The 12297-nt window shown below is 73.3% G+C and carries 7 protein-coding genes; 4 read left to right on the top strand and 3 right to left on the bottom strand.

What is annotated here, in order from left to right; genetic code table 11:
* The first annotated feature begins 13 nt into the window (after nucleotides 1-13).
* Both ACIBEA_RS22485 and ACIBEA_RS22480 read left to right on the top strand, forming a co-directional pair.
* Nucleotides 14-1720, top strand: a complete 1707-nt coding sequence (locus ACIBEA_RS22485) for a thiopeptide-type bacteriocin biosynthesis protein (protein WP_399263557.1) — start codon at nucleotides 14-16, stop codon at nucleotides 1718-1720.
* 128 nt (nucleotides 1721-1848) lie between these two features.
* Nucleotides 1849-2628 (top strand): methyltransferase domain-containing protein, encoded by a 780-nt coding sequence (locus tag ACIBEA_RS22480; RefSeq protein WP_399263555.1) that lies wholly within the window; start codon nucleotides 1849-1851, stop codon nucleotides 2626-2628.
* Here ACIBEA_RS22480 and ACIBEA_RS22475 read toward each other — a convergent pair.
* The gene (locus ACIBEA_RS22475; RefSeq protein ID WP_399263553.1) at nucleotides 2582-3667 is read right to left on the bottom strand and encodes a glycosyltransferase; all 1086 of its coding nucleotides are present in this window, start codon (nucleotides 3665-3667) and stop codon (nucleotides 2582-2584) included. The two genes, ACIBEA_RS22480 and ACIBEA_RS22475, sit on opposite strands and share 47 nt — an antisense overlap.
* Nucleotides 3668-3885: 218 nt before the next feature.
* On the opposite strand from ACIBEA_RS22475, the gene ACIBEA_RS22470 reads away from it, so the two are divergent.
* A complete protein-coding gene (locus tag ACIBEA_RS22470; protein WP_399263551.1) occupies nucleotides 3886-4890 on the top strand; it encodes a hypothetical protein in 1005 nt (334 codons plus the stop codon).
* A 182-nt stretch (nucleotides 4891-5072) separates the two neighbouring features.
* Nucleotides 5073-5489, top strand: a complete 417-nt coding sequence (locus tag ACIBEA_RS22465; RefSeq protein WP_399263549.1) for a hypothetical protein — start codon at nucleotides 5073-5075, stop codon at nucleotides 5487-5489.
* A gap of 96 nt (nucleotides 5490-5585) precedes the next feature.
* Here the strand turns inward: ACIBEA_RS22465 and ACIBEA_RS22460 are convergent, their stop codons facing one another.
* Nucleotides 5586-8972, bottom strand: a complete 3387-nt coding sequence (locus tag ACIBEA_RS22460) for a CARDB domain-containing protein (protein WP_399263547.1) — start codon at nucleotides 8970-8972, stop codon at nucleotides 5586-5588.
* 202 nt (nucleotides 8973-9174) lie between these two features.
* Complete coding sequence (locus ACIBEA_RS22455; protein WP_399263948.1) at nucleotides 9175-12186, bottom strand: tetratricopeptide repeat protein; 3012 nt, start codon at nucleotides 12184-12186, stop codon at nucleotides 9175-9177.
* Between the last annotated feature and the right edge of the window lie 111 nt (nucleotides 12187-12297).

Below are 12297 nucleotides of genomic sequence, written 5' to 3'. Positions count from 1 at the left end.
ACGAGGACCCCAGATGACGACGACCGGTACCGGTACCTGGTACAGCGCTCACGTATTCCTGCACTCCAGCGCCGAGGACACCGACGCGTTCCTGCTGCGCGACGCGGCGCCCTACCTCGACGGCCTCGTGGCGGCCGGGGCGGCGACCGGGTGGTTCTTCATCCGATACGGGGAGGACGGCCCCCACCTGCGGATCCGGGTGCGTGGTCTGGACGCGGGGGGTGCTGCCCGGCTGGCGGACCGGCTCGGGCGCGCCGCGCGGGAGGTCCCCGCGGTGCCGGGCCCCTGGCCGTCCGCCCACGGGGAGGTCCGCGGCGTGCCGTACCTGCCCGAGGTCGAACGCTACGGCGGGCAGAACGCGTTGCCGGTCGCCGAGGAGGTGTTCCTCGCCTCCACGGAGGTGGTGCTCGAAGCCCTGCGGGAGCTGAAGGGCGGGGGTGGTTCCGCGCGGTTGGCGGTCGCGGCCGACCTGGCGCACTCGACGGCGCACGCCCTCGGCATGGACCGGCTCGGCGCGGCGCGCTGGCTGCGCGGGCACGCGGCGGGGTGGCGGTGGGTGAGCGAAGTGCCGCTGCTGCCGGGGGCGTCGGTGCACGCGCGGGTCAACTCGGTCTACGCGGGGCAGCGTTCGACCCTGCTGCGGCGTGCGCGGGAGCTGCGCCGCCGGCTCGGCGACGGCTCCGCGGCGCCCTGGTTGAACCGCTGGACGGACCGGGTCCGCGAGGCCGACGCCGCGCTGCGGGCCGCCGGCGCGGCCGAGGAGGCGCCGCCCGAGGCACCGGCCCCCTGGTCCTGGGTCTGGGCCTCTCAGCTGCACATGCTGTTCAACCGGCTGGGGGTGATCCCGGACGAGGAGCGGGCGGTGTGCCGGCTGGCGGCGCGGACCCTGTTGGAGACGGGTGCGGACGGGGTGGAGGGGACGCCCTCGTACTTCCCTTCCGCGCACACCGCGCCCGACCTGCAGTACCTGGAGCGCAGCAAGTTCCATGTCGGCCGCGGCGAGGACACGGCGCTGCGGCCCGCCGCGCCGCTGCCGCCGTCCGCCCTGCGGCCCGCCGGACCCGACGTCCCGCTGCCGACGGGCCCCCTGCCCGACGTGTCGTTCGCCAGCGTCCTCGCGGCCCGGGCGTCGGCGCGCGGCCCGCTCGGCGGACCGCTCGACGCCGCCACCCTGGGCTCGCTGCTGTGGCACTCCCTCGCCGAGAGCGGACGCTCCGACCAGCTCCTGCCGGACGGCTCGACCCGCGGGCTCGTCCATCGCCCCCATCCGAGCGCGGGCGCGCTCTACACGGCCCGGGTGCGGCTGCTGGTGCTCGACACGGCCGGCGTGCCGTCGGGCACGTACGAGTGCGTGCCCGCCTCGCGGACGCTGCGCCCCGTCGGGCCCGTGCCCCCGATCGAGGAGGTCAAGGCGCTGTCGACGTACCTCTCGCGGCCGTCGGGCGACCCCGACGCGATCGGCATCGACGCCGCGCCGGTGGTGCTCGGGGTGTACGCGGACGTCGGCCTGCTGCGGCGCCGGTACGGGCTGCGCGCGCTGCGCCTGGCCCTGCTGGAGACCGGCCACCTGACCCAGACCCTGCTCCTCACCGCGGCGGCGCTGGGTCTGGCCGGTACCCCGCTCGGCGGCTTCCACGACGACCTGGCGCACGAACTCCTCGGCCTGGACGACCTCGGCCAGCCCCTCCAGTACCTGCTGCCCCTCGGGCGCCGCCCGTAGGCCGGGGGCGGATCCCGCGCGGACGACCGGGGACGCGTCCGGGCGTGGCACGTTCCGGCCCGTGGCCCGCTTGTGGAATGGTCTCTTCCGCCAGATTGGCCGCAGTGATCCCCATCGAGGTGATGCGCATGTCGATGCCACAGGACGACGCGTACGGCGCGTGGTTCTACGAAAGTCAGCAGGACGGCTCGGCCCGGTCGGCCGCGCGGGTGCTGCCCCTGGTCTTCGACCTGGTCCGTCCGTCCAGCGTGGTCGACCTGGGGTGCGGCACGGGCTCGTGGCTGGCCGAGGCCCGGCGGATCGGGGCGGAGACGGTCCTCGGGATCGACGGGGACTGGGTCCCCGAGAGCGCCCTGCGGATCCCGCCCGACTCCTTCCTCCGGTGGGACCTGTCCCACCCGCTCCGGCTGGAGGGGCGACGGTTCGACCTGGCCATGTCCCTGGAGGCGGCCGAGCACCTGGACCCGGCCCGCGCCGACTCCCTCGTGGCCGACCTCTGCGCGCTGTCCGACGTGGTGCTGTTCTCGGCCGCGATCCCCGGCCAGACCGGCAGCGACCACCGCAACGAGCAGTGGCCCACCTACTGGCGCGACCACTTCGACCGCTGGGACTACCAGCTCGTCGACTGCCTGCGGACGCGCCTGTGGGACGACCCGGAGATCGAACCCTGGTACGCGCAGAACGCCTTCCTCTACGTGAGCGCCGACCGCCTCGCTGCCGACGAGCGGCTGCGCGGGGCCGCGGCGGAGACGGGCCTGATGCCGCTGTGCGCGGTGCACCCGGGGCTGCTGGCCCTCTTCTCCAAGCCCTTCGCGCCGGCCGTGCCGACCCCGCCGGTACGACGCCCCGCGCCGCTGCGCTTCACTGCGCGGGCACCGAGAGACCCTGCAGGGCGAAGCCTCGGTTGAGCACGGTCTGGCACCGGTAGGAGTCCGGTAGGTCGGGCAGGGCGAGGAGCCGGTCGCAGGCCCGTACCGAGGCCGCCAGGTCGCCCACCCAGTACGCGGTGATGGAGTACTCGAAGAGCAGCCCCCACCGGTAGACCCAGGGCTGGGTGAACAGGACGTCGTCCGGGGCCGGCCGGTCCAGGCAGGCCCGCACCAGCGCGTGGGCCGCCTGGTACCGGCCGAGCAGCCGCAACCGGGAGACCAGTTCGTAGCCGGCCTCCATCCGCTCGGGCCGGGACTCCCAGGCGCGGTCGAGCGCGTCCATCGCGGCGGGCCAGTCCGCCGGGTCTCCGCTGTCGCCGTGCAGCACGCCGACCTGGAGGAGGGACTGGTACACCTCCTCCGGCCAGCCGCCCATGGCCGCGCGCCGCTCGTAGAGCCGGATGGCCTCGGCGCGTTCGCCCATGTCGCGCATGGTCTGGGCGAGGTAGAAGACGGTGCGGCCGACGGACGCGTCCCGTTGCATCTCGGCGCGCAGCAGCCGGGCGTCCCGCTCGAACTTGTCGTGCTTGGAACCGCCGTCGCCGTGGTCCTCGATCACCAGGGCGTCCAGGTGGGCCACGCTCTCGGTGGAGTCGCAGGTGATGTACTCGTGGGTGACCCCCTCGTACCGCCACGGCAGGTCGCCGCGCACCAGGCGCTTGATGCGGTACTCGGTGTCGCCCAGGTGCCGGAGCATGTAGGCGTCCGCCGTGAGCGGCGGCACGGGCGCGTCCTCGCGCAGCACCAGGTCCGCGTCGAGCAGCAGCAGGTAGTCGGCCTTGCCGCGGGCGTGGGCGATGTTGAGGCTCCGGTTGTGCCCGAAATCGACCCAGGGCTCCTCGTGGAGTTCGCCGGGGATCCCGTCCAGGGCCGTGCGGATGAGCTCTTGGGTGCCGTCGTCGGAGCCGGTGTCGGAGATGACCCAGGTGTCGATGTGGTCCCTGACCGAGGCCAGGCAGCGCGCGATGACGGCGGACTCGTTCTTCACGATCATGCAGAGGCAGATGGTCGGCTTCACGGCGGGACCCTATGGAGCCGCCGCCGCGTACGGGACACAGCGCGCCGGGTGGCTGACCCGACTGGGCGGCCGTACGGCACCCAGGTGGGCGCACGGGCTGGGCCGAACCGCTGACGTGGGGGCGCGGCAGCCGGTTTCCGCGTGGTCGGTTGCCCAGGATGACCCCCGCCACCGGAAATCCGGTGATCATCTGATCGACTTCATCAGAGGAGCAGTGCATGCGTCCTGAGGACAGACCCCGATCCATGCTGGGCCCGCTGCCCAGGCGGTCCGGCTGGCTGACGGGTGGAACCTTCGCCTCGCTCGCGCTGGTGCTGGCGGGCATCGCCTCGCCCGCCGTCGCGGCGGTGCCGGTGACCCAGGCGAAGGCTGCCGAAGCCGTGGCCGCAGATCCGCGGGGCGGTGGCGGTGGCGGGGACGAATGCGACGACGAGTCGTCGTGGCCGAAGACGACGGAGGCGGACCGGCACGAGCGCTGCCGGGGCCCGGAGGGTCCCCCCGGACCCCGCGGACCGAAGGGCCCGCCGGGCCCGAAGGGTGCGACCGGAGCCACCGGCGCGACGGGAGCCACCGGCCCGAAGGGCACGACCGGAGCGACGGGCGCCACGGGTGCCACCGGCGCGACCGGCGCGACCGGACCGAGGGGCAACACCGGAGCAACGGGAGCCACGGGCGCGACGGGAGCGACCGGAGCCACGGGCGCGACCGGAGCAACCGGAGCCACGGGCGCAACTGGTGCCACGGGAGCTACGGGTGCCACGGGCGCGACCGGTGCCACGGGCGCCACAGGTGCGACCGGAGCCACCGGAGCAACGGGCGCCACCGGCCCCTGCGTCGACATCGACAGCTACTCCCCCTCCAACAGCGAGTCGTTCAGCGCTGCGGTCCGCAACGGCATCGCCTCCGCCGGGCGGGCGCCGAACACGGGCGCCGCTGTCGTCTGGCAGGACCTGTCGGGCATCACCGGCTACCCCAGGGGTGGTGCGGCCGGAACCGCCTGCAGCATCTCGATCGAGGCCCAGGGCAACGACGCCTACGTCAAAGTCCTGACCACCACCGGGCGGGTGTATCAGCTCCACGTCGCCGTCAACGGGGCGAACTTCATCCCCGACGTGATGACCGGATGGGTGTTGCAGACTCCCGGCCCCGCCCTGCGCCACGGCCGGAGCGTTCCGTTCGCGAGCGACCTGTCCTACGGGTTCTCGCCGAACCAGACGGAGTGATCTGACGCAGTGCCCGGACGCGAACGCCGCCCTCGGATTCCGTGGGCGGCGTTCGCGCGCTCTGCGGGGGCACGGCGGCGACGACAGTGGAACGTTAGCGAAGCGTCAGCGACGCACGGCAGGGTCGTCGTCGTGGGTACCGGCAAGGGCGCCCGCCAAGCGCAGCGAGGAGCGACGGCAACATGAAGAGGATCAGGATCAGGGCCGCCGTTCTCGCGGCCACCCTCCTGGCGGGTCTCGCCGTGGCGGTCACCCCGGCCCAGGCCCTGAGCCACTGCAACGGGGGTGGTGGCGCCGTCTACATCTGCGAGTACGGCGTCACCACGCACGCGCTGCCGAACGGCGCCAAGCAGGAGTTCCTGATCGGCACCGACCGGGCCCTGTGGACCCGCTGGACCGACACCAGGGGCACGTGGTCCGGCTGGCAGTCCATGGGGGGCGTCTTCACCGACAAGATCTACGTCATCGACCGCTGGAGCGCCGGCGATCCCTGGAGGTTCGCGCTGAGCGTCCGGGGCGACGACGGCTACCAGTGGGTCAACCTCCGCGACCACGGGGGCGGGTGGAGCGGCTGGCACCGCATGCCCGACCCCGACTGACCGGTCCGGCCCGGCCTGGCCGGACCTGGCCCGGGTCGGTCCCGTCCCCCCAGAGGACAGGACCGCCCCGGGCCGCTCCCGTATCTACGGGCCGGGCTATCCGCCGTTGATGACGAACTGCGATCCGGGTTCGACCACGACGTTCCCGTCGGCCGAGCCCGTGATGGTGACGTTCGACAGGGTGGCACTGCCGCGCGCCCCGCCGTGGGCCCGTATTCCGGCGCCGTTGTTGGACTTGTCGATGGTCACGTTGCTGATCTTCGCCTCGGGTACGGCGCCGCCGCCCGTCTTGAACTGGATCCCGTCGTAGGTCGAGTCTCGGATGTCGGTGTCGCGGATCGTGACGCCCGGGATGGGCTGGTTGGCCGCGAAGAGGGTGATCGCGCCGAACTCCTGGGCCTCGCCCCAGAAGGCGCCGCCCGTGCGGAAGAGACCGTTGCCCGCGATCAGGGTCTGCCCGGAGAAGGGCAGCGGGTCGTGGTCGGTGGCCAGCATGATGCCCGGGTAGTTCATCGTGTCGTAGATCAGGTTGTTCTCGATGGTGTTGCCGTAACCTCCGTAGATCGCGATGCCGTTGGCCCGCCACGGCAGCTGGATCGTGTTGTTGCGGAAGTGATTGTCGTGGCCGACGTCCACCGACTGGTCCTTCACGTACTTGCTGGACCAGACCGCGAGCGAGTCGTCGCCGGTGGTGCGGAAGGACGAGTTGAAGACGGTCGAGTTGCGGGTGCCGTTGGCGAAGTTGATGCCGTCGGCGTAGATGTCGCGGATGCGCATTCCGGTGAATTCCACGCCGTCGCCCGGACCCCACAGGGCCGGGATGTTGTCGTAGTCGCGGCCGACCCAGACTCCGACGTTGGCGTGCTCGATCCACACGTTGGTGATCTTCGTGTTCTTGCCGAACCGGCCGTTGAGGCCAACGCCGCCCTCGGCGTTGCCGTCGCCGCCGCGGATGGTGCCCGAGCCGAAGATGGCGATGTCGGAGATCTGCGTGTTGTCGTCGATGTCGAAGCCGAAGTTGCCCTCGTGCGGGTGGTTGATACCGCCCGCGTTCTGCGGCGGGGTCAGGGTGTAGAGCTGGGAGTACCACATCCCCGCGCCCCGGATGGAGACGTTGCTGATGCCCACCTGGTTGAACTGGCCCCGGTTCAGCGGGTCGTCGGTGAGGATCTTCTGCTCCTGGCGCCACTGGCCCCGCGGGATCCAGACGCAGGCGATCGATCCGTTCTGGTCCGCCGTCACCGCCTTCTGGATGGCCGCCGTGTCGTCGTTCCCGTCGTCAGGGACCGCTCCGTAGTCGGTGATCGAGGTGCACTCGGCGGGCTTGGCGGCCGGCGGGGCCACCTGTTCCAGATCGATCAGGTCGATGACGTAGTACGCGGCGGTGTCGCCCGCGTCCCGCTGGAGGCGGAAGGTGGTCCCCTGCGGATAGCTCTGGGCGAGCAGCGCGTGGGACTCGTCGAAGAGCCTGCGGGCATCGCCGCCGGGGGTGTTGGTCAGGCCCTCCGGGCTGTCCGTGCTCCCGTACAGCCAGCTGTACTTGGAGGAAAGGTTCAGCTTCTGCGCGAAGCTGCCGTTGACGTAGAGGCTGATGGTGGCGTCGGCGCCGCCGCCGGTCGGGGCGTCCGGGAGGGAGTTGCGCACGACGATGGAGTTGGCCGCGGCGGTCGAGGTGAACTGCACGTACTGGCCGGTCGCGGTCAGCCGGACCGATTCACGGCCCGAGGACTCGGTGGCGAAGTTGGTGTGGCCGAAGGTGCGCTCGGCGTCGGCCTGGAGCAGCGCGCCGGTGTAACTCCCCGCCTCCGCCTCGTACTCGGTGTAAGGGAGTGCGGCGCCGCGCCCGACGACGACCGCCCGGGCGAAGGCGTTGTTGGTCTCGTCGGTCTCGGCGACCGTGCCGGTGGCGTCGGCGGTGGCGGTGAGGGTGGCCCCGCCGCCGACCGCCGTCCAGGTGCCGGTGATGGCCACGCTCGCCGTCCCACCGGCGGCGATCGCCGGGGTGGCGCCGTTCAGCGTGGTCGTTCCCGCGACCAGTCGGGTCACCGTGCCGGCGGCCACGCCCGTGGTGCCGCGGTTGCGCACGGCCACCGTGAAGGAGACCGGCGCGCCGACGGCGGGGTTCGCCGGGTTCGTCGTGATGGAGAGGACTTCCAGGTCGGGTCCGGGGGCCTGGCCGACGACGAGCTTCGTCACGGCCGTACGGCTGTTGTTGGATTCGTCCTGCTCGGGGACGGTGCCGGCGGGGTCGACGACGGCCGAGACGCCGTAGCTGCCCACCGGGCGCTTGCCCACGGCGACCGGGACGGTCATCGAGGCACCGGCGGCGAGGGCGCCTACCGGGGCGCTGCCCGCGACCGCGCCTTCCACGCCGACGTTCACGGTGGTCGCGGCGGCGGCGAGCGTGCCTGCGTTGCGCACGGTGACGTCGACCGTGACGGGGTCGCTCTCGGACGGGGCCGACGGTGACCAGCTCAGGGCGGTGACGGTCAGGTCGGGGTTGGCCGCGGCGGCGCCGATGACCTGGAACTCCGCCACCTGTCCGCCGCCCGCCCCGGTGTTGCCGGAGAACTTCAACTGGACGTCGGCGAGGCGCCCGGTGACCGGGAGGGTCACGGTGTTCTGGTTGCCGGACGGGCTGAACGCGTAGTCGGCGCGGGCCCGCAGGGAGCTGAAGCCGCTCGCCGACTGCTCCCGGCCCAGCACCTCGATGCTCTGCGTGCGGCTGGACCAGGCAGGGTCGGGGTTCAGCTTGAGGACCAGTGCGGTGACGTCGGCGTCGGCCCCGAGCTTCACGGTCAGCGTGGACTGCTGGCCGGCCGCCTCCCAGTAGCTGGTGACGCTGTCGTCGACGGCGTTCGTGGCGACGAAGGACTGGGTGGTGGAGGACGCCTCGATCGGCTTGTTCCTGGCCAGGTTCACCCCGGTGGGGGGCGGGGTGCCGGGGTCGCCGGGGTCACCGCTGCCGTCGGCGGCGTAGATCTCGAATTCCGACAGCTGGGCCGCCGGCCAGCCGGTGTTGGCGCTGACGACGACACGGACCTGGCGCACCGTCGCGGCGGTGAAGCCGATGGTCACGGTGTTGGAGCGGGCGGGATCGAACACCCGACCCGCCGAGCCGGACAGGGTGCTGAAGGTGTTCCCGTCGGTGCTGCCCTGGACGGAGAGGGTCTCGGTGCGCGCCTCCCACGCGGCGGGGAGCTTCAGCACCACCTGGTCGACGGTGGCACTGCTCCCGAGGTCCACCTGTATCCATTGCGGGAAGCTGCCGGAGGGGCTCTCCCAGTACGAAGCCTGGTTGCCGTCGGTGACCCCGGCGGCCGGGTAGCCGCTGAGGGACCCGCTCGCGGTGACCGCCTTGCCCCGGGCGATGTCGGGCCCGCCCGCGGCGGCGGCGGATCCGGCGGGCAGGAGTCCGAGGGCCATGAGCCCGCCGACGACCAGGCCGGCCAGCAGGCGCCGACCGCCTTGTATCCATCTCATGCTGTCCTCTGCATCCATGGGGGGGGACCGGCTCGACGGGTATCTGCCGGGAACTTGCGCTTCATTCCACGATTTTTGAGTGATCTGATCGCAGATATGCGGCCATGGCGCCACAGGTTTCTAGCAGATGGCGATTTTGTCAACGCTGCGCGCACGGCGGGGCGTTGGGAGAGCGGTCGACGTCAGGTGCGTCGACAACGGTTCACACGGTCGGGCCGGTGCCCTCCGGCTCCGCGCGCCCGCTGCGCGCGGCCGCCTCCAGCGCGCGGCGCGCCGTGGCCTCGCTCGCCACGTCGTCCAGCTGGCGCAGGGCGGCCACGGCCTCCGTCAACGGCGCCACGGCGCTGGCCGGGGTGCCCGCCCCGGCCAGCGCGACGCCGAGGTTGGCGAGGGCGATCGCCCTCGCGTGGGCGTCATCCAGGTCCTCGAAGGACTCGGCGGCTTCGCGCAGCGGCGCGACGGCGTCGTCGAAGTGCCCGGCCGCGCTCAGGACCGTGCCCAGCACGCTCAGCGCGCCGGCCCGGCCGTGCCGGTCGTCCCCACCGGTGAAGATCGCCACCGCTTCGCGGGCGAGCCGGACGGCTTCCGCGTGCCCGCCTGTTTGAGCGAGGGCGTTGGCCAGATTGCAGAGCCCCTGGCCCTCCTCCCGTCGTTCCCCCCACTTCCGATGGAGGGCCACGCTCTCGCGCAGGGTCTCGATCGCCTCCTCGTAGCGGCCGACCTGGCGCAGGGTGATGCCCAGGTTGCCCAGGACCCTGCCGAGGAGCTGCTCGTCACCCTGCTCCTGGGCCAGGCGCGCGGCGCGCGAGAAGGCCTCGATGGCCTCGTCGAAGCGATGCACGCGGCGCAGGGCGACACCGAGGCTCGACAGGGCGCCGCCCTCGCCGCGCGGGTCGTCCAGGGAGCGGAAGACCGCGACAGCCTCCCGGTGGTGGGTGATCGCCTCGGGGAACCTGCGGGTCAGCCGCCGGCAGTTGCCCAGCTGGTCCAGGGCGCGGGCCTCGGAGCGGCGTTGGCCGGTGCTGCGCGCGGTGCTCAGCGCGCTCGCGGCGACGGCGGACCAGTCGTCGAAGTGGCGGCGCCGCTCGAACCACTGCCCCAGGTTCAGCCCGAGCACCAGGGTGAGGTCGGCCGGACCGAACGACCCGGGCGAGGTGGCCGCCGGCGTGAGGTTGTGCCGTTCGTCCTCCAGCCACGCCTGCGCCTCCCGCGGCGTGTCGAAGCGCTGCGTGAGCGGGCCGTCCGGATCGGGGCGCAGCAGGGTGACCGCGGTCAGCGCGAGCGTCCAGTAGTGGTCGAAGAGCCGTCGGCGTACGGAGTCCCGCTCGTCCGCGTCGGCTTCGCGGGCCCCCACCTCGCCGGCGTACAGGCGCAGCAGGTCGTGCAGGCGCCAGCGGCCCCAGGACCGCGAGGGCTCGATCAGATGGGCGCGGGCCAGGTCCTCCAGGACGCCCGCCGCCGTGTCCTCGTCGAGTGCGCCGAGCCTGGCGGCGGCCTCGGTGGAGAGGTCGGGTCCCGGGTTGACGGGCAGCAGCCGGAAGAGCCGCGCCTGCCCGTCGGTGAGGCGCCGGTAGGACAGGTCGAAGGCCGCCCGCACGGCCCGGTCGTCGCGTGCGAGGCGGTCCAGGCGGGTGTGTTCGGCCTGGAGGGCCCGGCTCAGGTCGGCCGGTGGGCGGGTGGGGAAGTCCACCAGCAGCGCCGCCACGATGTGCAGCGCGAGGGGCAGGCCCGCGCACAGCTCCGCGATGCTCAGGGCCGCCGCGGGGGCGTCCTCGATCCGGGTGTCATCGGGACCGGCGTACCGCAGGGCCTCGTCGAGGAAGTCGACCGAGGCGGCCGCGTCCAGGACCTTGAGGTCGTGCGGGCGACCGCCGATGGCCAGTTTGGTGCGGGAGGTGACCAGGGCGGCGGTGTCGGGGTCGCCGGGGAGCAGCGGGCGCACCTGTTCCTCGCTGCCCGCGTTGTCGATGAGGACCAGGGTCCGCAGGCCGCGGCCCGCGCGGGCGGCCAGGGTGGTGCGCAGCAGCGCGGCGCGGGCGTCCGTACCGGACGGCACGTCCCCGGCCGGGACGTCGAGGGTGCGCAGGAAGTCGCCGAGGACGTCCGAGGCGGTGGCGCGGCGCGCGGGCTCCGGGTCGTGGCCGGCGAGGTCGGCGAAGAGGAAACCGCCGGGGAACCAGCCCGGCTCGCGCAGGGCGCACTCGGCGGCCTGCAGGACCAACTCGGTCTTGCCGACCCCGGCCATGCCGACCACCGCACGCACCGGCGACGTTCCCGGTGCGCCGCCGCCGGGGGCGAGGAGCGCGAGGAGCGCCCGGACGTCCTCCTCGCGGCCGGTGAAGGTCCTCGACCGGGCGGGCAGCCCGGCCAGGACCCGCGCCGTGCTCCCGGTGGTGGCCGCGCCCTTAGTCCCCGCCCCGGTCGCGCTCGTGGCCGCGGGACCGGCCGTGGGGAGCGGGTGCTCCGGCGGCGCGGACGGCTCACCGGAAGAGGGGACGGGCGGGGGGCCGGAGCTGCCGTGGGCGCGCAGGATGTGGCGGCGCAGGGTGGTGAACGTCCGGTGGTCTGCCGTGGTCGCCCTGAGGATGCCCGAGTGGTCCCCGGGCAGGGCGGCCGCGTCAGGGAAGACGCTCTGCGCGGAGGCGGGCGGGACCACCGCGTCGCTCTCCCCCGCATAGACCGAGAAGGGGATCGGGCAGGTCCGCTCCGTGACCGCCGTCGCCCCCACGACGTCCCGCAGTACGGTCCGCAGGGTGCGCGTGACCTGCTCGTTCAGCGGCCGCAGCTGGCTCTCCTGGGGGTGGCGGGACCCGAACAGCCCCCGGCGCAGCGACAGGAAGAGTTCGGATCCGTTGTTGGGGCAGGCCAGCATGACCACGGCGCGGATCCGGGCCAGCTCCCGCCCGCGCCCGTCGCCGAGCATCCGGGCCAGCATGCGCTGCGCGACCAGGCCGCCCTGGCTGTGGGTGACGAGCACCAGCTCCTCGAAGTCGCCGGCTTCGGTGGCCAGGTACTCCTTGAGGCTGTCCGCGGCGGTGTCGATGCCCGGGAGGACGCGCAGGGGGTGCAGCCGCTTCCATCCCGTCGCGTACGCGAAGGGCAGGGTGTCGGCGAAGGCGAGGTCCTCGTCGGCGGCGATCAGCGCGCGCAGCGGGTCCCACGCCCCCGGTCCCGACCGGAACCCGTGCACCAGGACCACGCCCAGCCGACGCATCGACACCCGGTCGCTCCTCCCCCGATTCGGCGGAGCACTCACGGTATCCGCCCGAGCGGGGCGCGTCCCGGCCTTCGCCGGAACCGGGCGGCGGAGGTGCGGAGCGGGCGT

It is taken from the genome of Streptomyces sp. NPDC051555, from assembly GCF_044454405.1.
In the GTDB taxonomy this organism is placed as follows: Bacteria; Actinomycetota; Actinomycetes; order Streptomycetales; family Streptomycetaceae; genus Streptomyces.
Note: the sequence above shows the minus strand (reverse complement) of the source record. Positions and strands in the feature narration are given on the sequence as shown.